At 30.3% G+C, this 23306-nt stretch carries 24 protein-coding genes and 1 tRNA gene; 14 read left to right on the top strand and 11 right to left on the bottom strand.

All coding sequences use genetic code 11. The features are described from left to right. The gene (locus tag Q4586_RS01475; RefSeq protein ID WP_303525693.1) at positions 1-687 is read right to left on the bottom strand and encodes a LytR/AlgR family response regulator transcription factor; all 687 of its coding nucleotides are present in this window, start codon (positions 685-687) and stop codon (positions 1-3) included. Then, complete coding sequence (locus Q4586_RS01470; protein ID WP_303525690.1) at positions 688-1656, bottom strand: sensor histidine kinase; 969 nt, start codon at positions 1654-1656, stop codon at positions 688-690. Between the two features lie 184 nt (positions 1657-1840). Here Q4586_RS01470 and Q4586_RS01465 point away from each other — a divergent pair, with 184 nt between their 5' ends. Further along, on the top strand, positions 1841-2224 hold the full coding sequence (locus Q4586_RS01465) for a DUF1573 domain-containing protein (protein ID WP_068701945.1): 384 nt from the start codon (positions 1841-1843) through the stop codon (positions 2222-2224). 50 nt (positions 2225-2274) lie between these two features. On the opposite strand, the gene Q4586_RS01460 is transcribed toward Q4586_RS01465, so the two are convergent. The 4 genes from Q4586_RS01460 to Q4586_RS01445 all read right to left on the bottom strand — a co-directional run bounded on the left by Q4586_RS01460 (position 2275) and on the right by Q4586_RS01445 (position 6553). Continuing rightward, the gene (locus tag Q4586_RS01460) at positions 2275-3021 is read right to left on the bottom strand and encodes a succinate dehydrogenase/fumarate reductase iron-sulfur subunit (RefSeq protein WP_068701943.1); all 747 of its coding nucleotides are present in this window, start codon (positions 3019-3021) and stop codon (positions 2275-2277) included. Positions 3022-3030: 9 nt separating this feature from the next. After that, positions 3031-5043, bottom strand: coding sequence for a fumarate reductase/succinate dehydrogenase flavoprotein subunit (locus Q4586_RS01455; protein ID WP_303525682.1), 2013 nt, complete (start codon positions 5041-5043; stop codon positions 3031-3033). 12 nt (positions 5044-5055) lie between these two features. Further along, positions 5056-5748 (bottom strand): succinate dehydrogenase cytochrome b subunit, encoded by a 693-nt coding sequence (locus Q4586_RS01450; RefSeq protein ID WP_303525975.1) that lies wholly within the window; start codon positions 5746-5748, stop codon positions 5056-5058. 127 nt (positions 5749-5875) lie between these two features. Further along, positions 5876-6553 carry an alpha/beta fold hydrolase gene (locus Q4586_RS01445; protein ID WP_303525680.1) on the bottom strand — a complete coding sequence of 226 codons (678 nt, stop codon included), beginning with the start codon at positions 6551-6553 and terminating at the stop codon, positions 5876-5878. A 262-nt stretch (positions 6554-6815) separates the two neighbouring features. On the opposite strand from Q4586_RS01445, the gene Q4586_RS01440 reads away from it, so the two are divergent. From Q4586_RS01440 to Q4586_RS01430, 3 genes are all read left to right on the top strand, one after another. After that, complete coding sequence (locus Q4586_RS01440) at positions 6816-7667, top strand: AraC family transcriptional regulator (protein WP_303525678.1); 852 nt, start codon at positions 6816-6818, stop codon at positions 7665-7667. A 613-nt stretch (positions 7668-8280) separates the two neighbouring features. Then, on the top strand, positions 8281-8838 hold the full coding sequence (locus Q4586_RS01435) for a carboxymuconolactone decarboxylase family protein (RefSeq protein WP_303525677.1): 558 nt from the start codon (positions 8281-8283) through the stop codon (positions 8836-8838). A gap of 70 nt (positions 8839-8908) precedes the next feature. After that, positions 8909-9271, top strand: coding sequence for a cupredoxin domain-containing protein (locus Q4586_RS01430; RefSeq protein WP_303525676.1), 363 nt, complete (start codon positions 8909-8911; stop codon positions 9269-9271). Between the two features lie 67 nt (positions 9272-9338). On the opposite strand, the gene Q4586_RS01425 is transcribed toward Q4586_RS01430, so the two are convergent. The 4 genes from Q4586_RS01425 to Q4586_RS01410 all read right to left on the bottom strand — a co-directional run bounded on the left by Q4586_RS01425 (position 9339) and on the right by Q4586_RS01410 (position 13943). Beyond that, complete coding sequence (locus tag Q4586_RS01425; RefSeq protein ID WP_303525674.1) at positions 9339-10631, bottom strand: aminopeptidase P family protein; 1293 nt, start codon at positions 10629-10631, stop codon at positions 9339-9341. Between the two features lie 74 nt (positions 10632-10705). Further along, positions 10706-11275, bottom strand: a complete 570-nt coding sequence (locus Q4586_RS01420) for a Crp/Fnr family transcriptional regulator (RefSeq protein WP_303525672.1) — start codon at positions 11273-11275, stop codon at positions 10706-10708. 8 nt (positions 11276-11283) lie between these two features. Further along, complete coding sequence (locus Q4586_RS01415; protein ID WP_303525670.1) at positions 11284-12591, bottom strand: DEAD/DEAH box helicase; 1308 nt, start codon at positions 12589-12591, stop codon at positions 11284-11286. Positions 12592-13064: 473 nt separating this feature from the next. Then, positions 13065-13943: a RimK family alpha-L-glutamate ligase gene (locus Q4586_RS01410; RefSeq protein WP_303525667.1), complete on the bottom strand. Its 879-nt coding sequence runs from the start codon at positions 13941-13943 to the stop codon at positions 13065-13067. 144 nt (positions 13944-14087) lie between these two features. Between Q4586_RS01410 and Q4586_RS01405 the strand changes: the two genes are divergently transcribed. The 3 genes from Q4586_RS01405 (at position 14088) to Q4586_RS01395 (ending at position 17487) form a co-directional block, all read left to right on the top strand. After that, the gene (locus tag Q4586_RS01405) at positions 14088-16901 is read left to right on the top strand and encodes a WD40/YVTN/BNR-like repeat-containing protein (RefSeq protein WP_303525664.1); all 2814 of its coding nucleotides are present in this window, start codon (positions 14088-14090) and stop codon (positions 16899-16901) included. Between the two features lie 97 nt (positions 16902-16998). Beyond that, positions 16999-17361, top strand: a complete 363-nt coding sequence (gene folB / locus Q4586_RS01400; protein WP_303525661.1) for a dihydroneopterin aldolase — start codon at positions 16999-17001, stop codon at positions 17359-17361. Positions 17362-17416: 55 nt separating this feature from the next. Further along, positions 17417-17487: transfer RNA gene (locus Q4586_RS01395), tRNA-Cys, on the top strand. A gap of 67 nt (positions 17488-17554) precedes the next feature. Here Q4586_RS01395 and Q4586_RS01390 read toward each other — a convergent pair. Then, positions 17555-18190: a TetR/AcrR family transcriptional regulator gene (locus Q4586_RS01390; RefSeq protein WP_303525659.1), complete on the bottom strand. Its 636-nt coding sequence runs from the start codon at positions 18188-18190 to the stop codon at positions 17555-17557. Positions 18191-18199: 9 nt separating this feature from the next. Here Q4586_RS01390 and Q4586_RS01385 point away from each other — a divergent pair, with 9 nt between their 5' ends. The 7 genes from Q4586_RS01385 to Q4586_RS01360 all read left to right on the top strand — a co-directional run bounded on the left by Q4586_RS01385 (position 18200) and on the right by Q4586_RS01360 (position 23299). Then, a complete protein-coding gene (locus Q4586_RS01385) occupies positions 18200-19357 on the top strand; it encodes a DNA alkylation repair protein (protein WP_303525658.1) in 1158 nt (385 codons plus the stop codon). Between the two features lie 148 nt (positions 19358-19505). Then, positions 19506-19742 carry a tetratricopeptide repeat protein gene (locus Q4586_RS14005; RefSeq protein ID WP_084443013.1) on the top strand — a complete coding sequence of 79 codons (237 nt, stop codon included), beginning with the start codon at positions 19506-19508 and terminating at the stop codon, positions 19740-19742. Next, positions 19743-20342, top strand: a complete 600-nt coding sequence (locus Q4586_RS01380) for a Crp/Fnr family transcriptional regulator (RefSeq protein ID WP_068701915.1) — start codon at positions 19743-19745, stop codon at positions 20340-20342. Positions 20343-20420: 78 nt separating this feature from the next. Beyond that, complete coding sequence (locus Q4586_RS01375; RefSeq protein ID WP_303525657.1) at positions 20421-21050, top strand: NAD(P)H-dependent oxidoreductase; 630 nt, start codon at positions 20421-20423, stop codon at positions 21048-21050. Continuing rightward, positions 21047-21496, top strand: coding sequence for a DMT family transporter (locus Q4586_RS01370; RefSeq protein ID WP_303525656.1), 450 nt, complete (start codon positions 21047-21049; stop codon positions 21494-21496). Before Q4586_RS01375 ends, Q4586_RS01370 begins: the two co-directional genes overlap by 4 nt. Further along, complete coding sequence (locus Q4586_RS01365) at positions 21493-22227, top strand: GNAT family N-acetyltransferase (RefSeq protein WP_303525655.1); 735 nt, start codon at positions 21493-21495, stop codon at positions 22225-22227. Before Q4586_RS01370 ends, Q4586_RS01365 begins: the two co-directional genes overlap by 4 nt. Positions 22228-22417: 190 nt before the next feature. Further along, entirely contained in the window at positions 22418-23299 is an 882-nt protein-coding gene (locus Q4586_RS01360; protein ID WP_303525654.1) for an alpha/beta hydrolase fold domain-containing protein, read from the top strand. Positions 23300-23306: the final 7 nt, after the last annotated feature.

Raw genomic sequence — 23306 nt, 5'->3', positions numbered from 1 at the left:
CTATTGGTTAGCTTGTAAGTTAACCAGTAGTTTTTCTTTATAAGTTCTGCCAATTGGTAGAACTTTATTGTTTATATATAGGTTGGTGCTGCTGTATTTTTCTACCTTTTTTATATTTATGATATATGATTTATGAATTTGCAAAAATGTATTATCACTTAATTTATTTTTCCAATTTTTTAAAGAATCAATAACTGTAAGTTTTTTGTTTATCATATAAAAGGTTACATAATTTCTGTCTGATTCTAAATAAAGTATTTCTTCTAAATATATTTTATAAATAGTTTTATCTATATTTAAATAAATGGCTTCTTTTTCTTTTGTTTCTGTGGTGTTTATCTGTTTTTCGGCTTTGGTTATTGCTTTTAAAAAACGATCAAAAGAAAAGGGTTTTACAAGGTAATCAACAATAGTATCTAGTTCAAAACTAGTAACAGCATAATCAGGATAAGCAGTTGTAACTATTATTTTAGGTGGATTTTTAATTGTTTTTATAAAATCTAAGCCAGATATATCTGGCAGATTTATATCTAATAAAACAACATCAATTTTTGTATTTTTTAAAAATTGATGTGCACTTATTGCTGTTTGAAAAGAATTGATTAACTCTAAATCAGGAATTTTACGAATATAATTTTTTAATACATTTTGTGCCGGAAGCTCATCTTCTATAATTATACAATTCATTTATTTTAAGTTTAAAGCTAATGATATCGAAAAGCTATCTGTTTTACTTATAGTTAGTTCATAATTATTTTGATATAATAAGTTTAACCGCTTTTTAAGGTTTTTTAAACCGATTGACTCAGTATTTTTTATTGATTTATCATCATAATCATTTGTGCAAATACAGATCAATTTATTTTTTGTTGCCTTAATGTTTATATCAATAGTACTATTAATAACACTGTGTTTAAATGCGTTTTCGATAATAGTAATTAATAACAATGGAGCAATTTTGTAGCTTTCATTATCGGTAGAGGTTTTATAATTTATCTGCTTAATCCCCTCAGTTCTAATTTTATGAAAAGCAATATAATTGTCTATAAATTGTATTTCTTTAATCAAACTAACTTTCTTGGCATTGCTTTCGTACAAAACATGTTTTAGATTATCCGATAGTCGTAAAATTAAGTCAGGGGCTTTGTCAGGTTTTTCAATAGCGTATGAATAAATAGTATTTAAATTATTGAATAACACATGTGGATTAATCTGTGATTTTAAGAATTTTAATTCCATCTCAGCTCTTTCTTGCTCAATTTTAGCTACTTTTTCGGATTGATCAATATACCGAAATAACATCCATATAAAGGAAAAGAATAATAACGGAGTTAAGGTTTGCCATAAATAATCACTTAAACATTTTATAATCGAACATCCGCAGCGCGCAAAAACGTAACAATACAATTGTGTTGCTAAAAATGATATAGATAAAAAAAGAAAACTATATAATGCATACCATTTCTTTTTCATAAAAAAAGGTAATAGTATTTGATTGTTTATATATACGATACTAACAAGGATGAAAAAATACTGTAAAAACGGATTTTCAGTCCAATAATAAGGCGTAAAAACAAACAATGATATAATGATAAACAACACCCAAAAAAGTAGGTGTATTAAAGTCTCAGCGCCGTGTTTTTTTAATGTATTCATATACAGTTAAAAATAGGTAAATTTTAAAGAGTAATTTATAAATAAAGTACCAACTACATTAATACGAGTATCAACTACAAACTAAGGGTGTTTTGCATAAGTTTACAGGTTGTTTATACTGATGTTTTTATTAAGTATTAGTTATCGTTTACATTAGACAAACTATTAATTAAACAATGTAAATATGAAAAAATTAGTATCATTTATTGTTATTTGTTTTATAGCAATTACCGTTAATGCACAGGAATTTAAGTTTGATAAAACTACTATTGATTATGGTAAAATAGCACAAGGTGCTGAAAAAAAACGTGTGTTTGAGTTTACCAACATTGGTGATACTCCTTTAATTATTAAGCAAGTAGTTTCTACTTGTGGTTGTGCTGTACCTAAAAAACCAGAACAACCTATTATGCCAGGAAAGAAAGGAAGCATAGAGGTGTCGTATGATACTAGTCGATTAGGAGGGTTTTCTAAAATGTTTACCATTATTTCAAACGCAAAATCAAAAAGAGAAGTGTTAAAAATTAAAGGGTTTGTTAGCAAAAAAAATCTTGTTGCTTCTAAATAAAAAAATCCCGAGTTTAATACTCGGGATTTTTAATTTTTATATAAGAGGGTTTATCCTTTTAAACTAGCTTTCATAAACTCAGTATTCATACGAGCAATGTTTTCTAATGAAATTCCTTTCGGGCATTCAACTTCACAAGCTCCTGTATTTGTACAGTTACCAAAACCTTCAGCATCCATTTGAGCTACCATGTTTAAAACACGGTCTGTAGCTTCAACTTGTCCTTGTGGTAATAAAGCATACTGAGATACTTTAGCTCCAACAAATAACATTGCCGATGAGTTTTTACAAGTAGCCACACAAGCACCACAACCAATACAAGTTGCTGCATCCATTGCGTCGTCAGCATCTTTTTTAGGAATAGGAATTGAGTTAGCATCTTGGGTGTTTCCTGAAGTATTTACAGAAATATACCCTCCAGATTGCTGAATACGTTCAAAAGAACTTCTATCAACAACTAAATCTTTAATTACTGGGAAAGCTGCAGCTCTAAATGGTTCAATTGTAATTGTATCACCATCTTTAAACATACGCATGTGTAATTGACAAGTAGTTACACCACGATCAGGACCATGTGCTTCACCATTAATGTACATAGAACACATACCGCAAATTCCTTCACGACAATCATGATCAAAAGCAACAGGTTCTTCACCGTTGTTAATAATCTGTTCGTTTAAAACATCCATCATTTCTAAGAAAGACATGTGTTCAGAGATGTCGGTTACTTTATAATCGACCATTTTCCCTTTATCACTTGCGTTTTTTTGACGCCAAATTTTAAGTGTTAAATTCATAATATCCTCTTATTTGTATGAACGTTGTTTTAATTCAATATCGTTAAACTCTAATTCTTCTTTGTGTAAAATTGCCTCTGCAGGTTCTCCTTTATATTCCCAAGCAGCAACATACGCGTAATCTTTATCATTACGTTTTGCTTCTCCTTTTTGTAATCCGTCTAACTCAACAGATTCTTCTCTAAAGTGACCACCACATGATTCATTTCTGTTTAAGGCATCTTTAGCAAATAACTCTCCTAATTCTAAGAAATCAGCTACACGACCTGCTTTTTCTAATTCAGGATTCATTTCATTTGCATCTCCAGGAACTGTTACGTTTTTCCAGAAATCTTCACGCAATGCTTTAATTTCAGCCATTGCTTCTTTTAAACCTTGTTCGTTACGTGCCATTCCACATTTTTCCCACATAATTTTTCCTAATTTTTTGTGGTAATAGTCTACAGAATGTTCTCCATTATTATTGATGAAGAAATTGATACGTTCAGTAACTTCTTTTTCAGCTTCTTCAAATTCTTTAGTATCTGTTGGTATTTTTCCAGTACGGATATCTCCAGATAAATAATCACCAATTGTATATGGTAATACAAAATAACCATCGGCTAAACCTTGCATCAAAGCAGAAGCTCCTAAACGGTTAGCACCATGATCAGAGAAGTTTGCTTCACCAATACAATACAATCCATCAACGGTTGTCATTAAGTTATAATCAACCCAAACACCACCCATTGTGTAGTGTGTTGCAGGATAAATCATCATTGGAGTTTCGTATGGATTTTCATCTACGATTTTCTCGTACATTTGAAATAAGTTTCCATATTTAGCTTCAACAATAGCTTGTCCTAATTCGTATACTTTTGCATCCGAAGGATTTGATATGTTTTGTAATTTTGCTTGCTCTCTACCGTAACGGTCAATTGCCGATTTAAAATCTAAATACACCGCTTCACCAGTTGCATTTACTCCGTAACCAGCATCACAACGTTCTTTTGCTGCACGAGAGGCAACATCACGAGGTACTAAGTTACCAAATGCAGGGTAACGTCTTTCTAAATAATAATCTCTTTCATCTTCAGACAATTCGGTTGGTTTTTTACGACCTTCTCTAATTGCCATCACATCTTCCATGTTTTTAGGAACCCAAATACGACCATCATTACGTAACGATTCTGACATTAAAGTCAATTTCGATTGATAATCTCCTGAACGAGGAATACATGTTGGGTGAATTTGTGTATAACAAGGGTTTGCGAAATATGCTCCTTTTTTATGAATTTTCCAAGCTGCAGTTGCATTAGAACCCATTGCGTTGGTTGATAAGAAATATACATTTCCGTATCCACCAGAGGCAATAACAACAGCATGGGCCGAGTGACGTTCGATTTCACCAGTAACTAAGTTACGAGCGATAATACCACGAGCTTTTCCACCAACTTTAACAACATCTAACATTTCATGACGATTGAACATTTCAATCTTACCACGAGCAATTTGACGGTTCATTGCAGAGTATGCACCTAATAATAATTGTTGCCCTGTTTGTCCTTTAGCGTAAAAAGTTCTTGAAACTAATACTCCACCAAACGAACGATTGTCTAATAAACCACCATAATCACGAGCAAAAGGTACACCTTGCGCTACACATTGATCAATAATGTTTGCTGAAACTTCAGCTAAACGGTGAACGTTTGCTTCACGAGAACGGTAATCTCCTCCTTTTACCGTATCGTAAAATAAACGGTAAAAAGAATCTCCATCACCTTGATAATTTTTTGCTGCATTAATACCTCCTTGTGCTGCAATAGAGTGTGCTCTACGAGGAGAATCTTGATAAGCAAATGCTTTTACATTGTAGCCTAACTCAGCTAAAGTTGCAGCAGCTGAACCACCTGCTAAACCTGTACCAACCACAATTACGTCTATCAAACGTTTGTTTGCTGGGTTTACCAAGTCAATTTTGTCTTTATAAGTTGTCCATTTATCTTTAATTGGACCTTTTGGAATTTTTGAATCTAAAGCCATACTTGTTTCGTATTAGTGATTGAAATGGTGAAATAAAGCAATGATGATAAACCCTACAGGAATACCAATTGCATACACTTTACAAAATGTTTTCAATCCTTTAGTGTATTTGTTGTTTGCTCCAACTGATTGGAATGCAGATGAAAATCCGTGTAATAAGTGTAATGCTAAAAATACAAATGCTACGATGTATGCACCAACTCTAAGTGGATTTACAAATTTGTGTTGTAATTCTTCAAAGTATCTAAGTCCGCTATCAGCCACATTTGGGTCGATAAGTCCAGACATATCTCCTTGAATAAATTTGGTATTTAATTCTGGAAACCAGAAATCAATAAAATGTAATACTACAAATGCTAAAATTGCAGCTCCAGACCAAATCATGTTTCTACTCATCCAAGTAGAGTTTGCGGCTCCGTTATTTTTAGCATAGCTTACTGTACGTGCACTGTTGTTTTTTAATTCTAAGATGAATCCCATTACAAAATGAAACACTACACCAATAATCAAAACAGGTTGCATAACATATTGTATTAACGCATTAGTACCCATAAAATGAGATAATTTGTTAAATGTTGCTCCGTTGTCTGGAAAAATTGAGGTGATGTTTATTGCAAAATGTTGTAATAAAAAGAACATCAAGAAGAACGCCGAAAGTGCCATGGCAAATTTTCTTCCAATAGAAGATTTTAATAATCCCATTATTTTGTTTGTTATATTAAATATATAACACAAATTTAAGGGGTACGCACTACTTGCACAAATTTTGCGAATTGTTTTATTAAATATTTAGAATGGGTTTAAATAAACGAGTAGTGTTTTGATTTAAAGATTAAATCCAATTAAGTAGATTCGCTAACTCTTCGGGCTTTTCTAACGGAATCATATGCCCACAATTTTTGATGATTATATGTTTTCCATTTTGTAATTTAGATACTAATATTTTTACATCTGCAATTGAAATTAATGCATCGTTTTCGGCAGCAATAAGTATTATTGGAATGTTCAGGCTTAAAACTTGTTCCGTAATATTAAGTCTAGAAGAAGTGGCTTTTAATTGACGAATTAAAACTTCTTTCCCTAAAGTTGCATCCATTTTTTTAATAATACTTATAATTTCTTTATTTTGATGATTGGGGTGTAAAAATTGCTGTATTCTTACCAGCGAAATACCTTTGTACTTTTTGTTTTGTAAAAAATCAATGGTGCTTTTTCGTAACTGAACTTCATTATCATTTAAACCATTTGTATTTGCTGCAATTATTACAAGTTTTTTTACCTTCTCAGGGTAGTGAGTCGCAAAGTTTAAGGCTGAAAACCCGCCTAAAGAAAACCCTACAATTATAGCTTTTTCATCAATTTTTGATAAGATTATTTTGTTAATTTCATCAAAAGAAGTAGCTAAAGTAATATCAATATGAACTGGAAAAATATTTTCTAAACGAGGAAATACAAATTGCCATAAATCGACTGTACACATTGTGCCTGAAATAAAATATACCTTTTGCATTTATTTTATAGTTTATCAAGTATTAATTAGTTTATTAATCTTAAAAAACTTAGTAACAAGTTTGTTACTGTAAGGTAAAGATTAACATTTATACACCGTGTAAGTTAAACTTTTTAGGTGTTTTAGTAAATAAATATATTGTATCTTTTTGTTAAATTGTAATCAATATAAATCTACGAGTATAAACAGATTTAATTTAGGTATTATATTGTTTTGTTAGCTAATTATATTTTAACGACCAACAATAAAAAGAAGTTATAAAATGGCTATTCAAGATATAAAATCATATAAATATCAAGATGTTTTTTCGTTAAAAACCGTACAGTTTGAAAAAGCTTGTGTGGTTAATAAACCTACACAAATTAATAGCTATAAAATTTTTTGGATAAAGGAAGGCGAAGGAACTTATCATATCGATTTTGAAAGTTATTCATTTAAAGGAGGAGTATTATTTTTTTTATCTCCTGGACAAATGTTCTCGGTTACTTCAGAAAAAATAAAAGAAGCTTATCAATTAAGTTTTGTACAAGATTTTTACTGTATTCAGGCGCATGATTCTGAAATTTCTTGTAATGGAGTATTGTTTAATAACATATATGAAACCCCGTTTGTAAGACCTTGTAAAAAAGATATTGAAAAATTTAATTTTATAATCGAGAGCTTAGTAGATGAATTTGAAAACAATGAAACAGCTCAATACGATATGTTGCAAGCTTATTTAAAACAGTTTATAATACATGCTGTACGGATAAAAAAAGAATACCACATACTTAAAAAAGATATCGAAACAAAGTTGTTTAAAGACTTTAGTTTGTTGGTTGAGTTAAATTTTAAAAACTTACATAGTGTTACTGATTACGCTAATCGTTTAGGTATTTCTCCTAAATCATTAACCAAAAACTTTCAAAAAATAGGGATTGAAAGTCCCAGTGACTTTATTAAAAATCGAATTATAATAGAAGCAAAGCGTAAATTAATATATTCTACAGATATTATAAAACAAATAGCTTTCGACTTAGGTTTTAATGACCCAGCATATTTTACGCGTTATTTTACCAAGGCAACTGGAAAATCTCCAAAACAATTTCAAAAAGAGCATAAAAAAAACCCATAACACACAAGTTAGGGGTTGTTTTTTAAGGGATGTTATTATTTAAGGGGGTATAACATATAGGGGGGTATGCTACTTATAATAACATTACAAATGTACAACAGGTTTGTAGTTAATACATTAACCTATGTTTATAATGGTTTTTTAATTTAAAGAGTAACGTTTATTATAAAGAATCCTTTTCTATTTTTAATATAAGAAGCAATTATACCGCATAAAAAAACCCATAACACACAAGTTAGGGGTTGTTTTTAAGGGATGTTATTATTTAAGGGGGGTAACATATAGGGGATATGCTATTAATAATAACATTACAAATGTATAATGTTTTTACAATTAAAATGTTAACATAGGTTAAGAAATCATTTTTTTTAAGTTTTTATTGAAATCTAAGTTTAAGGAACCTTTGTCCATTTTTAAAAGATGTTATCTATCGCATCTTTGTAGTATAATTTTTAACCATGGTTTTATCGGTTATATAAAAATAAAAAGATGAAAACAACAGACACTTATCAATGCCCTAATTGTTGGGGATATCAAGAATACGACGAGCAATTTCCTGAAAGAGAAATGTGTAGTTGTGAGCAACCTAAATAATAATTAAAGAATCTAAAAAATGAGTACAAGAATTAAAACATTAAACCCAGAAACAACAACAGGAAAATCAAAAGAATTATTTGATGCTGTACAAAACAAACTAGGTTTTATACCTAACTTAATAAAAGTATTTGGTAATTCACCAGCTACATTACAAACCTACTTAAGTCTAGGTGATTTAACCGCAAGCGGAAATTTTTCTAATAAGTTTAGAGAACAACTAGCATTAGCAATTGCTGAAGAGAACGAATGTGATTACTGTTTATCTGCACATACAGCAATAGGTAAAATGAATGGCTTAACAGATGCTGAAACAGAACAAAATAGACAAGGATTATCTTCAGATGAAAAAGTAGCTGCAGGATTAAATTTAGCTCAGAGCATTACTAAAAATAGAGGAAATATAAGTGCTGATGAAATTGCAGCAGCAAAAGTAGCAGGATATACAGATAGTGATATTTTAGAAATAGTTTTAAATGTAGTTTCTAATACATTAACAAACTATGTAAATCATATTGCAAAAACCGAAATTGATTTTCCAGAAGTAAACTCAGGAAAATTCACCATAAACGCATAATAAAAAATTGAGGGATTACTTTTTATAGTAATACTCATCATATAAATATATAATCAAAAAGTAAATAAAAATGAAACGTATTATCGCAATTTTAGTATTCGTATTAACTGTTAATTTTCAAGCAAACGCACAAGAAGTAAAAACAGTGTCTTTAGAACAAACCAAAGGTAAGTTTATACAACAAAAGCTAACATTAAAGGAAGGAACTTATGTTTTTGAAATTTCTAATAATAATGTAGGACATGATGTTGGTTTTGTATTAGCACCTAAAGGAATGGTAGAAGCAGCACATCATATTAAAGATGCTTATGTAACTTCTTTAGTTAAAAACAATGCTAAATCTACTTCTAAAAAAGTAACTTTAAAAAAGGGGGAATATGTATATTTTTGCCCATTAAACCCTACACCTCAATATAATTTAACAGTTAAGTAAACGCTTAAATACAGTTTTTATATAAATAAAATCCCCGCTAATTGCGGGGATTTTATTTATATAAAAATTACTTATTCATAATATCTTCAATTTCATCTGCATCTATTGGTATGTTACGCATTAAATTAAAAGGGTCTCCTTTTTCTTGAATAACAACATCGTCTTCTAATCGAATACCAAAACCTTCATCAGGAATGTAAATCCCAGGCTCAACAGTAAAAACCATATTCGCTTCCATAGGTTGGTGTAGCAATCCGTAATCGTGTGTGTCTAATCCCATATGGTGTGAAGTACCATGCATAAAGTATTTTTTATAGGCCGGCCAGTTTTTATCCTCATTTTGCACATCGGCTTTATCTAATAAACCTAAACCTAATAATTCTGAAGTCATTAATTTACCAACTTCAACATGATAATCAGCCCAAATAGTTCCTGGAATCAATAATTTTGTAGCATCGTTTTTTACACGGTTTACAGCATTGTATACAGCTTTTTGTCGGTCAGAAAAACGACCAGAAACAGGTACAGTTCTTGTCATATCTGACGAGTAGTTTGCATATTCTGCTCCAACATCCATCAAAATTAAATCTCCTGCTTTACATTGCTGATTGTTTTCTATATAATGTAATACATTTGCATTGTTACCAGAGGCAATAATTGGCGTGTAAGCGAATTTTTTAGAGCGATTTCTAATAAACTCATGAATAAATTCAGCTTCAATTTCATATTCCCAAACACCTGGTTTAATAAAATCTAACACACGTCTAAATCCTTTTTCGGTAATATCACAGGCTTGTTGTAATAAGTCTAGTTCTATCGGGTCTTTTAATGAGCGTAAACGTTGTAAAATAGGGTTACTTTTTGCAACAGAATGTGCAGGGTATTTTGCTAATAACCATTTTGTAAAACGTGCTTCGCGTGTTTCAGTTTCAATAGTAGCACGGTAATGTTCATTGGTGTTTATATAAACAGTTTCGGCAAGTGCCATCATTTCTGCTAAAACTTTTTCTAGGTCTTGTAACCAAAAAACGGTTTGTATTCCACTCGTTTTTAATGCTTTTTCTTTGGTTAGCTTTTCACCTTCCCAAACGGCAATATGTTCGTTAGTTTCACGTAAAAATAATACTTCACGTAAATTTTCCTTCGGACAATCAGGAAATAATACTAAAATACTTTCTTCTTGATCAACACCACTTAAAAAAAAGATATCACGATGTTGTTCAAACGGAAGCATACTATCTGCACTTACCGGATACACATCATTAGAGTTAAAAACAGCTAAACTATTTGGCTTCATTTGCGCCATAAAGTTTTTACGGTTTTTTATAAATAAGTCACGGTTTATTGGGTTGTATTTCATAATAGGTTCAATTAAATTACTAAACGTGTTTCAAAAATAAGAAAAGATACTATGCAAATATTAGCCATTTGGCGCTATTTTATATTTTTACGAATTCTACTCATATGTCTGGTAGAAATTCCTAAAAAAGAAGCTAAATAATGTAGCGGAACCTCTTGTAGTAATTTTGGTTCGTTGGTAAGTAGTTTTGTGTAGCGTTCTTCTGGTGTAAGTGTAAGTAAATCAATGCGATATTCATCAATTAAAAAAATTTGATTTTCAATTAAACTATAATAAAACTGATGAAATGCTTTATTATTTTTCAGTAAATAATTAAAATCATCCACTAGAACCACTTGCAAATTACAAGTACTTAGCGCTTTAATGTTTTTGCGTGATGGTGTTTTTTGTAAGTAACTTTTTAAGGCAGATGTGCATGAATTTTTTAAAGCTAAATAGGTAGTTTTTTCTTCTTCGGATGTTTCAATGGCATGTTGTAAAATACCACTTTCTATATAGCAAAAGTATTTGCAAATGTTTCCTTTTTTAACTAAAAAACTATTTTTTGTTAATGTTAACGGAGTAAAAAAACGTAAAATCTCAGTAATTTGATTTTCAAACTGCTGAGATTTTAATACATTTTCTATGTAGCTATAAAAATTCATCTTATAGTTTATCTACGTTTATTTTTTCTTGGAGATTTTCCTTCGTTTTTTCTTGATTGATCACTAGGGCGTTCTCTTTTAGGTTTTCTATTAACCGCACCTCTATGAGTAGCGCCTACTCCTTTTTTCTTTCCGTTACCAGATTTTTTCTTTTGAGTTGCTGCTCTTTTTGGCCCTGCAGTATCGGTAGGTTCGTACCCTTCAATTACTTCAGTGTTTAATTTTTGACGCAGTATTTTTTCTATCTCTTTTTGATATTCGGTTTCTTCACTACACACTAAAGAAATAGCTTCTCCTTTTGCACCAGCTCTACCAGTTCTACCAATTCTATGTACATAATCTTCAGGTACATTTGGTAATTCAAAGTTAATAACATGTGGTAATAATGGAATATCAATTCCACGTGCAGCAATATCAGTTGCTACTAAAACACGAATAGCGTTACTCTTAAAATTAGCCAATGCTTTTGTTCTTGCAGTCTGACTTTTATTACCATGAATTGCAGCGGCAGAAACACCTGAACCAATTAATTTTTTAGTTAATTTATTGGCACCGTGTTTGGTTCTGGTAAAAATTAAAACCTGACTCCAATTACCATCTTTTATTAAATTGGTAACAACTTCTGTCTTTTTTCCTTTATCAACTGTATATACTTTTTGAGAAACTTTATCCGCAGTTGAGTTTTGCGGAGCAGCTTCTACAGATACAGGGTTTTTTAAAATACCCTCTGCAAGTTTTTTAATTTCTTTTGAAAAAGTTGCAGAAAACAATAAGTTTTGACGCTTTGTAGGCATAAAACTGATAATTTTGTTAATATCTCTAACAAAACCCATATCTAGCATACGGTCAGCTTCATCTAAAATAAGTACATCAATTCTTTTAAACGATACTGCTTTTTGATCATGTAAATCTAACAATCTACCAGGAGTAGCTACCAAAAAATCAACACCATGACGCAATGTTTTTATTTGACTAGCTGCTTTTACGCCCCCAAAAACTACGGTAGATTTTATATCTAAATACGTACTATATTCTCTTACATTATCGTAAACCTGCGCAGCCAGTTCTCTCGTGGGTGTTAATACCAAGGCTCTTACAGGTCGGTATTTTGGGTGTTTGGTTTCTGATAAATATTGTAAAACTGGTAATGTAAAACCAGCTGTTTTACCGGTACCAGTTTGTGCAGATGCTAATACATCTTTTCCTGCTAAAATATGTGGTATCGCTTTTGCTTGTATTGGCGATGGAGTGTCGTATCCTTTTTCGCTGATAGCTTTTAACAAAGCATCAGATAATCCTAAAGATTTAAATGTCATATATAATATTTTAGAAATACACTTAAAATAAGTATTTCTATGAAGTTGCAAAGGTACTGCTATTTATTAGGATGTATTATAAAATTAAAAAGACACCTTTTTAAGATGTCTTGATTAATAATATATATTTTAAATGATTATTTTTTCATGGCACTTTTAATAAGTCCAACAATAATTAAAAGTACTGACCCTCCAACACCGCTACCAGCAATATTTCCTAAAATACCACCAATATCAATACCAAGCATTCCTAATAGTTGTGCACCTATACCACCTCCTAAAATACCTATAACAGAATTCCAAAGAGTTCCTAGCGAGAATTTTTTTAATTAGGCACCTGCTACGTTACCTCCAATTGCACCACTTAATAAACTGATAATTAATTCCATAATTTATTGTTTTAATTAGTTAATTGGAATTAAAGAAAGGGAAAAATAATACACAATAAAAATGTAATTGATTGATTATTAGGTTTAAGTTAGTTTTTCTTCTAATGATTTTACAATAGCTTTTCCTATATTATCTTTCGTATACGCTTCTATTCCTTGTAAACCTGGCGTTGAATTTACTTCGATTAGCAACGGTCCCCTTTTTGATCGAACCATATCAACACCAGCAATTGGTAAGTTTAAATATTTTGCTGCTTTAATAGCTATTTCTTTTTCTTCGAATGATAAATTAACTTTAAATCCATTGCCCCCTTGATGAATATTTGAGCGAAAATCATCTTCCAAACCTTTTCGTTTCATAGACGAAACTACTTTGTCATTTATTACAAAAGCACGAATATCTTCGCTATTGCTTTCAGCTATAAACTCTTGTAATAAAATACTCGTATTGGTACTATACATCGTGTCAATAATCGATTTTGCAGATTTTTTACTTTCGGCTAAAATAACTCCCGAACCATGTGTACCTTCTTGCAATTTTATAATAATAGGAGCTCCGCCCAAAAAATCTATTTGTTCACCTATGTTTTCAGGGTTTACAGAAAACAATGTATCTGGAGTCGGAATATATTTACGATTCATAATCTGTAAGGTACGTGCTTTGTTTTGCGATTGTAAAATACCTAAAGAAGTTGCCGTAGTATACACTCCGTTCATTTCAAACTCTTTAACAATAGCAGCACCATGTCTCGATGCAGAAGTTCCAATTCTGGGGATAATTACATCCGGAATATCAATAATATTTTCCCCTTTGTAAATTATTTCAGATATACCATTGGTAAGTTTTATAGAACACATCAAGTGATTAATAATTTTAACTTTATGCCCACGACGATTAGCTTCTTTAAATATTCTTTGCGTTGAATAGATAAGATCGCTAACAGAAAGAATAAAAATTGTCATAGTTTTATATGTTGAAATATCACAAATCTACTCTTTTTTTTAGTCGAAAAAAATGAAGTTTAAAGTTATAAGTATCAATGTTTTGTTAATTTTTATGATATTGGCTTTACATGTAGTAATTTCATCAACTCTAAACAAACAACAATGAAAACCCTTTTTACACTTGTTGCTTCTCTTTTTACATTAGCAGCAATAGCACAACAACCAACAAGCTATTCAGAAATTAAACAATCACTTCAACAAAAAGAAGCGTTAACTAAAACATCAATGGTTAAAAACATCGCTTTTAAAAACATTGGACCAACAGTAATGAGTGGTCGTGTAGTTGATATTGATGTAAATCCAAATAATACCACTGAATTTTATGTTGGATATGCTTCGGGTGGAGTTTGGTATACAAACAATAACGGAACAACCCTTACGCCAGTTTTAGACAATTCAGCAACACAAAATGTGGGTGATATTGCAGTTGATTGGAATAGTGGAACTATTTGGGTAGGAACAGGTGAAAATAATTCATCACGCTCTAGTTATGCCGGAATAGGTATTTTAAAATCTACGGATAAAGGAAAAACTTGGACAAATGTTGGTTTACCAGATAGTCATCATATTGGTAGAATATTAATCAACCCGAACAATTCAGATGAAGTTGTAGTTGGAGTAATCGGTCATTTATATTCCTCAAATACCGAACGCGGAATTTTTAAAACTACCGATGGCGGAAAAACATGGAATAAAACCCTGTTTATTAATGAAAACACCGGAATTATAGATATTGCAGTAGCACCAAAAAATTTTAATGTAATGTATGCAGCTTCTTGGGAACGTGAACGTAAAGCGTGGAATTTTGATGGTAATGGAAAAAATTCATCAATTTATAAATCTACAGACGCAGGTACAACTTGGGCAAAAATTTCTGATGAAAGTGGATTTCCTGTTGGAGACGGAGTTGGTAGAATTGGATTAGCGGTTTTTAATGAAAACATTGTGTACGCTTTACATGACAGTCAATATAGAAGAAAATCCGAAGGTAAGAAAACAGCATCTTTTAACCTTTCTAAAAAACAATTTGAAAATTTAAGTTCTGCTGATGTTTTAGCGTTAAGAAACAAAACTTTAGATAATTATTTGAAAGCTTATGGTTTTCAAGAAAAATTTAGAGCAGAAAATGCAAAACAATTATTAAGACCTGGAGGTGTTAAACCAAAAGAATTAATGACCTTTTTAGAAGATGAAATGGCTATTGTTTTTGAAGAACCTGTAATAGGAGCAGAGGTTTTTAAAACAACAGATGGAGGTGAAAATTGGAAAAAGCAGCACACAAGTTACTTAGATGGAATTTATAGTTCTTACGGGTATTATTTTGGTGAAATAAGAGTAGACCTACAGGATGAAAATAGTATTTATGTTTTAGGTATTGGAATTATTAAATCTAAAGATGGAGGTAAAACATTTACTTCTATTAATAGTGAAAACATGCATTCAGATCATCAAGCATTATGGGTAAACCCAAACAAACAAGGGCATTTAGTTGAAGGAAATGATGGCGGTTTAAATATTTCTTATGATGATGGAGAAAATTGGATTAAATTAAATAATGCAGCTCTTGGACAGTTTTATTCGGTATATGCAGACAACCAAAAAAAATATAATGTGTATGGTGGTTTGCAAGATAACGGTGTTTGGTATGGTCCTAACAACGCAAAAATTGATAAAAGATGGCATCAAACAGGTCAAAATCCTTATAAATCAATTATGGGAGGAGACGGAATGCAGGTTCAAGTAGATGATAGAAATCCTAATATTGTGTATACGGGTTATCAATTTGGAAACTATTATCGTATTGATATAGAAACCGAAAAGCAAGAATATATTCAACCAAAACCGAAAAAAGGAGAAAAGCCTTATCGATTTAACTGGCAAACTCCAATTCAGTTATCAAAACACAATCAAGATATTTTATATTTAGGAGGAAATAAATTACATAGATCATTAAATAAAGGAGATACTTGGGAGACAATTTCGAGCGATTTAACGCAAGGCGGAAAAAAAGGAAATGTTGCTTACGGAACATTAACATCAATATCTGAAAGCCCGTTTCAATTCGGATTATTATATGTTGGTTCTGATGACGGATTTGTGCATGTTAGTAAAAATGCTGGCGGAAGTTGGGAAAAAATATCAAACTCTTTACCACAAAATTTATGGGTAAGTCGTGTAATTGCCTCAAAACATAAAAAAGAACGCATATATGTAACCTTAAACGGATATCGATTTGACGATTTTACAAGCTATGTGTATATGTCGGACGATTATGGGAAAACATGGAAAAACATAGGCAAAACCATTCCAACATCACCAGTAAATGTGATAAAAGAAGATCCGAAGAAAGAAAATATTTTATACTTAGGTACTGATAACGGATTGTATGTTTCTTTTAATAAAGGTACAAAATGGGAATCATTTAAAAACGGATTACCAAACGTTGCAGTACACGATTTAGTAATTCAGCCAACAGCAAAACACTTAATTGTAGCAACACACGGACGTAGTTTGTATAAAGCCAATGTTGCACCTTTACAAGAGTTTAACAGTCAAGAAGCTGCTTTTTCTATTAAAAATATTAGAAAAAGAGATTCTTGGGGAAGTTCATGGAGCAAATGGTTACAACCAAATACTCCAGAAGTAGCAATTCCGTTTTATAGTAATACATCAGGAAAAACTAAAGTAAAAATTTACGCGAAAGACATTTTAGTAAACTCGATAGAAGTAACAATTGATAAAGGATTTAATGAAGCGGTGTACGATGTTTCTTTTTCTGTAAAAGGAAGAAAAGCATATCTTAAAAAATATAAAGAAGCAGTAGTTAAAAAAGCGAAAAATGATGTTTATTATTTACCTAAAGGAATTTATAAAGTTGTAATTAATAATAATGAACAGACTTTTGATGTAAAGTAAAAACAGTATTTTTGTAATAAGATAATACTTGGTTTTTATTCGATAATCTGAACTTGTTTCTGGTTCTCATGATAAATAATCATTAATAAATTTTAAAGTGGGAATTATACGTGTAAACAACATCAGATTATTTACAAATCATGGATGTTTAGAAGAAGAAGCTAAAATAGGCTCAGAATATAGAGTTGATATAGAGGTGAAAGCAGATTTACAAAAATCAGCAAAAACAGACGAACTTACTGATACTGTTGATTATGTGCACTTAAATCATATTGTAAAAGAAGAAATGGCAATTCGATCTAAATTATTAGAACATGTTGCACAAAGAATTATTGATAGAATCTTTAATGAGATACAACTGGTTGATGAAGTGGAAGTTAGCGTTGCTAAAATCAATCCGCCAATTGGTGGTAATGTTGCCGAAGTAGTAATTGTATTAAAAGATGTGCGTAAAAGTTAAAAAAAGCTTGCGTTAAAAAATAAAAACTGTAAATTTGCAGTCTTAATTAATAAAAGGTGTCTTGGCCGAGTGGCTAGGCAATGGTTTGCAAAACCATGTACAGCGGTTCGAATCCGCTAGACACCTCAAAAAAACCTCAACTTCTTTATTGAAATTGAGGTTTTTATTTTTATAAAAAATAGTTGCTGAAAATTCATTTATCAAAAAAAGTTGGCACAAGTAATTGAAACTCTGTTTTACCTTTATCGGTTAAGTACGGATATAATAAAGCTATTAAACTATTTGTTTGATTATTAATATACTTGTTTGTAAACCCTTCTTTTTTATATATAGACGATGCATACAACCATGTATTGCCGAAATTAATCATTCTTTCAACTAAAAATTCACGTTCTTTTTTAAACTCAAAAGGTTTTAAAATTTGTGTCTCAATAAAATGATTAAACACAAAATCAAGTCCATTTTTTCTTCGGATGTAAACAGTATTAAAATGTGTTTTTATCTTTTTATTTAATGAAAGTAAATTATACAAATCGCTCCAAAAAAAAGTATAATCAACCATTCTTTTCATACTCGTTTTAATATCAATTTGCATTTTATCCAAAGTGATAGTTTGTTGCTCTAAATTAGCAATACGTTCATCAAAAGTAGCAACCATTTCAAAATAAAGCGCTTCTAAAATATCTTCACGTTTTTTAAAATGATAATTTAAATTACCTGAACTCATATTTAACTTTAAAGCAATCATTCTAATGGTGACATTGCCATATCCTAATTCATTAAATAAAATTCTAGAGGTGTTTAGTATTTTTTCTTTGGTTTTACTCATTTTTAAAGTGTGGTATACATCAATGTATTTGGTAGTTTTGCTTCAAAATTACAAAAATTAATGGCCGAATTATTTAAGAATATTTATAATCAAGATTTTTTTAATCAATTTACTAAGATTATTAAACAAGTAATTCCTGATTTTGACACACAATCATTTCTCCAACATATTTTTGATATTGATTGGGATAACAAAGAGTTAAAACAACGAATGCGACATATTACCGTTGTTTTAAAAAATCATTTATCAGAAGATTACGAGAAAAATATAAATTTTATTTTTAAAATAATTGATCAATTAGAAAAAAATAATATAAGCGAAAAAAGCATAGAATATATGTTTTTTCCTGATTTTATTGAAGTTTACGGATTGGATAATTATACGATTTCAGTAAAAGCAATCGAAAAAACAACGCAATTTACAAGTTGTGAATTTGCTGTTAGACCTTTTATAATTAATTATTCATCTACTATGATTCCACAGTTAATTGAATGGTCAAACCATAAGCATGCAATGGTTAGAAGGCTTGCTACCGAAGGCTGTAGACCAAGATTACCTTGGGGAATTGGGATTCCTGCTTTAAAAGAAAATCCATCAGAAATTCTTCCAATTCTTGAAAACTTAAAAAACGATGTTTCAGAATCTGTTCGTAGAAGTGTGGCGAATAATTTAAACGATATTTCAAAAGACAATCCAGTAATTGTAATTGATATTGTTAAAAACTGGCAAGGAAAAACGGTTGAGGTTGACAAACTTTTAAAACATGCTAGTAGAACTTTGTTAAAAGAAGGCAATCAAGAGATAATGATTTTATTTGGTTTTGGTGCTGTTGATAAAATAAAGATTAACAGTTTTAAAATTCAAACTCCAGATGTAAAAATTGGAGAGGCTTTAATGTTTTCATTTGATCTTTTAAATACCGATATTGTTGCTGCTAAAATTCGTTTAGAATATGGCTTGTATTATCAAAAAGCAAACGGAACCTTAGCTAAAAAAGTATTTAAAATTAGTGAAAAAGTATATGCCGAAAACTCAGCTACATCAATAACTAGAAAACAGTCTTTTAAAATAATTACTACGCGTAAATTTCATATTGGTAAGCATCAAGTATCCATTATTGTAAACGGAATTGAATTTGAAAAATTGAGTTTTGATTTGGTATTATAAATATAGAGCCAATGTTATTAAATAATATGATCCGGAAACTATTCGTTAAAAAAAATAATAATTAATCAATTGGTTTGTAGTTGTTAGCGAGGTGTGTTAAAAACATTTATGCTATTGGTTTTTAAAAAATTATTACCATAGTAAAAAGCTGAAAATTATTATTGTAAATCAAAGACATAAATTAAAAAAAGCGACTGAGCTATATAATATATATCTTGTTAAATTCCCTACATCGGCTCTTATCTATAATAGCTTGGGAAATGCCTATAAAAAACTAGGAAAAAAGAAACACGCAAAGCAAGTTTATACAAAAGCTATTAAATTAGCAAAAAAACAAATGGATGTTAATTTAAAAAAGTATCAATTAAGTTTAAAAGAATTATAAATGCCTATTGACAAAGAAAAATACATCGCAGATCTTTTTAAAAAATTTGAAAGTTATGCTCCTATTTCAGAAAACTCAAAATCACTCATAGCTTCCATTGTTACCTTTCAAGAACTTAAAAAAGGAGAAGTGTTATTGCGTAACGGACAAACCGCCTCACAAATTCATTTTATTTGCAAAGGTGCTTTAAGAGCTTATGTAACCGATTATGATGGTAATATTTACAATAAAAATATTTTTTTAGAAAATGATTTTGCTGGATCAACGGTTTCGTATTTAAAAAACACACCTTCAAATTTTACATTAGAAGCATTGGAAAAAACTGTTTTAATCAGTTTAAATTATAAAAAATATCGTCATTTTATCGATACAAATAATGATCTTAAAGAGTTTTATATTGCTTATTTAGAAAAAAATTGGATTGTAGAAAAAGAACAACGAGAAGTAGCTTTGGTTATGGAAAATGCGACCGATAGGTATTTAATGTTACTCGCCAAACATCCAAATATTGATCAAAGAATACCACAATTACATATTGCAGCTCATTTAGGAATTACACCAACTCAATTAAGCCGAATTAGAAAAGATTTAAAAAAATAAGTAGCACATCAACATATGTTGATGTGAACAATTTAAATTCCATATAATTTTGTGTTATCATTATAAAACAAGATTATTATGGAACTTATAAAACATTTAAATTGGCGTTATGCTACCAAAATTTTTGATTCGGCAAAAAAAGTCTCTCTTACAGATTTAGAAAAAATAAAACAAGCAGTACAACTCTCCGTTTCTTCATACGGATTGCAACTGTATAAGGTGTTAATTATTGAAAAAAAAGCAATAAGAGAAGAATTAAAACCAGCATCTTGGAATCAAAATCAAATTACAGATGCTTCTCACTTATTTGTGTTTTGTAATTATACAAAACCTAAAAATGAAGATATAGATGCATTTTTAGAATTAACAGCAAATACACAACAAATAGCTGTTAAAAACTTAGAAGAATATGGCGATTTTATGAAAAGTAAAATTGATGAAATGAGTTCAAAAGAGAAAATCAATTGGACAAAAAGACAAACGTATTTAGCGCTTGGGAATTTACTAAATGCCTGTGCCGAATTACAAATTGATGCTTGCCCGATGGAAGGTTTTGAGGTTGAAAAATACAATGAAATTTTAGGGTTAGATGCACAAAACTTATCGGCAGCAGTTATTGCTCCAATTGGTTATCGTTCTTCAGAAGATCATACACAGTTTCGCCCTAAAGTTAGAAAACCATTAACAGAATTATTTCAAGAAATATGAATCAATACAGCTTATCATTACTCGCCGTAATTGGTGGTGTTTTTTTGGCAGCTCAAGGTGGCTTAAATTCTAATTTAGGAGTGTTATTAAAAAACCCATTAATGGCATCTGTAGCAGCTTTTTTTAGTAGTACAGTTTTTGCGATTGTTTTTATTTTTATAAGCTCTAAAAATTTACCAACAGCAGGAACTATTAAAGAAATTCCAATTTATTTATGGTTTACAGGTGGTTTGCTTAGCGTAATCGGTATCAGTTTGTATTATTATACCATTCCTAAATTAGGTATTTCAACAATGATATCGTTGGGCTTATTTGGTCAATTGGCGTTTTCTGTAATTGCAGGTCATTTTGGGTGGTTAAATTTACCAACCGAACCCATAACTATTAAAAGAATTATTGGTGTTTTTACCATGTTATCAGGAATATTATTAATTAATTTAAAATGAAAAAAGAAAAAAATATACAACAAAAAAATATTGAAAATTTAACAGAGTTATGGAAAACAGTTGGAGTTTATTTTAATGGATATCATCAATTTCCAGCATTTGAATATGCTGAGGTTATTGGAACGCAATGGCCAAATAGATTGTGGTTTGATCAAAAAATAGATCAAAAAAATATTGATGAGATAAAAGGCAAGTTAGCAACAATTTCTTCAAATATTACCATTCCTATTTGGGATTATTATCCGAATAATAATATACAGCTTTTTGTAGCCAATGGTTTCAAATTAAAGTTCGAACAAGTAGGCATGTCTTTAAAATTAGAAAAATCTTACGATTTAGACGAGAATTTTAAATTATTACTTGTTTCAAACAAAAAAGAAGCAACAATTTGGGCAGAGCTGTTTCAAAAATCTTTTGGATATGTGATTGGTGATAAAACAGTGTTAAAAACATTAAAAAACATTAACTATTACCTTGCCCTTGATGGAAACAAACCTGTAGGAACTACGTTGACATTTGAAACTGATTCTATTATTGGCGCACATTCAGTTGGCGTTCCTCCACATAATCGTAGAAAAGGATATGCAGATAAAATCATGAAGGCATTGATAAATAAAGGTATCGAAAACAATAATGAATATATGGTTTTACAAGCTTCGGAGATGGGAAAAGGTTTGTATTTAAAACTAGGTTTTCAAGCTGATTTTTTAATCAAGAATTACGTTTTATAGATGGATGGTCGTTTAATTTTTTTCTATTATCTATAGATTGTAACTTCTTTTTAGAATTAAGAAAATAAGCTTTATCATCAATATTTAACGATTGGTGGTATTTAACTAACAGTTCGTCACAAAATTTTATATACCTCTGTAATAAGCTTTATTTTTATGGCACTAACTGTATAAATTTGTTAAAGCAATAATGAATAAAAGCATTACTTATTACATCACTTTATTAGTTTTAAAACTAAAAGACGTAAAAAAGACCTTTAGTGCCGAGCCTATAGATTATAAAAAAATTAGGAAAGAAAATGTGCATCATCCAAAAACAAGTTCTTTTAAAAATAAAAAAATAAGAAGTTTTAAAATCAGTAAAACCTCAATTACAGAGATAAAATCAGAAAAAACGTTAGATAAATTAGTGCTATTTATTCACGGCGGTGCTTTTATTTCTGGGCCAGCAAAACACCATTGGGATACTTTGCGTGAAATAGCAAAACATACAAATTTAACCATTTGGATGTGTAATTATCCGAAAGCTCCTGAACACAAAATAACTGAAATCTCAAACAATATTGATGCTGTATATCAACAAGCATTAAAAAAGTATAAAGGAAAACAAATAACATTAATAGGTGATTCTGTTGGAGGTACTTTAGTTACCACTTTAACACAGCGATTAATCAAGAATAATGATGAATTACCTAATAAAATCATATTGATTTCTCCTATGATGGATGCAACAATGTCTAATAAAACAATTGCTATTGTTGATAAAAAAGATCCGATGTTGTCTAAAAAAGGAGTACTAAGCGCTAAGAAAATGTGTGTCGGAAATGTTGATTTAAAAAATGAAATAATTTCCCCTCTTAACGGAAGTTTTAATCAGTTTCCGAAAACTATTTTGTTTTTAGCTGAAAACGATATTACATATCCAGATCAACAATTAGCTGTTCAAAAAATGAAAAAATACAATGTGGAGGTTGAAGTTGTTTTTGGAGATAAAATGCCACATATTTGGCCGTTATTACCTGTTATGAAAGAAGCTAAAAAGGCTTTAAGTGAATTAATTAAAAGATTGTAAAAGAAAA

Source organism: Tenacibaculum soleae (assembly GCF_030549005.1).
In the GTDB taxonomy this organism is placed as follows: Bacteria; Bacteroidota; Bacteroidia; order Flavobacteriales; family Flavobacteriaceae; genus Polaribacter; species Polaribacter soleae.
This window is presented reverse-complemented; position numbering and strand designations above follow the sequence as displayed.

Excerpts from the sequence above, each read along its gene's own strand:
- Q4586_RS01475 (WP_303525693.1), bottom strand. The coding sequence starts at position 687 with ATGAATTGTATAATTATAGAAGATGAGCTTCCGGCACAAAATGTATTA.
- Q4586_RS01470 (WP_303525690.1), bottom strand. The coding sequence starts at position 1,656 with ATGAATACATTAAAAAAACACGGCGCTGAGACTTTAATACACCTACTT.
- Q4586_RS01465 (WP_068701945.1), top strand. The coding sequence starts at position 1,841 with ATGAAAAAATTAGTATCATTTATTGTTATTTGTTTTATAGCAATTACC.
- Q4586_RS01460 (WP_068701943.1), bottom strand. The coding sequence starts at position 3,021 with ATGAATTTAACACTTAAAATTTGGCGTCAAAAAAACGCAAGTGATAAA.
- Q4586_RS01455 (WP_303525682.1), bottom strand. The coding sequence starts at position 5,043 with ATGGCTTTAGATTCAAAAATTCCAAAAGGTCCAATTAAAGATAAATGG.
- Q4586_RS01445 (WP_303525680.1), bottom strand. The coding sequence starts at position 6,553 with ATGCAAAAGGTATATTTTATTTCAGGCACAATGTGTACAGTCGATTTA.
- Q4586_RS01440 (WP_303525678.1), top strand. The coding sequence starts at position 6,816 with ATGGCTATTCAAGATATAAAATCATATAAATATCAAGATGTTTTTTCG.
- Q4586_RS01435 (WP_303525677.1), top strand. The coding sequence starts at position 8,281 with ATGAGTACAAGAATTAAAACATTAAACCCAGAAACAACAACAGGAAAA.
- Q4586_RS01430 (WP_303525676.1), top strand. The coding sequence starts at position 8,909 with ATGAAACGTATTATCGCAATTTTAGTATTCGTATTAACTGTTAATTTT.
- Q4586_RS01425 (WP_303525674.1), bottom strand. The coding sequence starts at position 10,631 with ATGAAATACAACCCAATAAACCGTGACTTATTTATAAAAAACCGTAAA.
- Q4586_RS01420 (WP_303525672.1), bottom strand. The coding sequence starts at position 11,275 with ATGAATTTTTATAGCTACATAGAAAATGTATTAAAATCTCAGCAGTTT.
- Q4586_RS01415 (WP_303525670.1), bottom strand. The coding sequence starts at position 12,591 with ATGACATTTAAATCTTTAGGATTATCTGATGCTTTGTTAAAAGCTATC.
- Q4586_RS01410 (WP_303525667.1), bottom strand. The coding sequence starts at position 13,943 with ATGACAATTTTTATTCTTTCTGTTAGCGATCTTATCTATTCAACGCAA.
- Q4586_RS01405 (WP_303525664.1), top strand. The coding sequence starts at position 14,088 with ATGAAAACCCTTTTTACACTTGTTGCTTCTCTTTTTACATTAGCAGCA.
- Q4586_RS01390 (WP_303525659.1), bottom strand. The coding sequence starts at position 18,190 with ATGAGTAAAACCAAAGAAAAAATACTAAACACCTCTAGAATTTTATTT.
- Q4586_RS01380 (WP_068701915.1), top strand. The coding sequence starts at position 19,743 with ATGCCTATTGACAAAGAAAAATACATCGCAGATCTTTTTAAAAAATTT.
- Q4586_RS01375 (WP_303525657.1), top strand. The coding sequence starts at position 20,421 with ATGGAACTTATAAAACATTTAAATTGGCGTTATGCTACCAAAATTTTT.
- Q4586_RS01370 (WP_303525656.1), top strand. The coding sequence starts at position 21,047 with ATGAATCAATACAGCTTATCATTACTCGCCGTAATTGGTGGTGTTTTT.
- Q4586_RS01365 (WP_303525655.1), top strand. The coding sequence starts at position 21,493 with ATGAAAAAAGAAAAAAATATACAACAAAAAAATATTGAAAATTTAACA.
- Q4586_RS01360 (WP_303525654.1), top strand. The coding sequence starts at position 22,418 with ATGAATAAAAGCATTACTTATTACATCACTTTATTAGTTTTAAAACTA.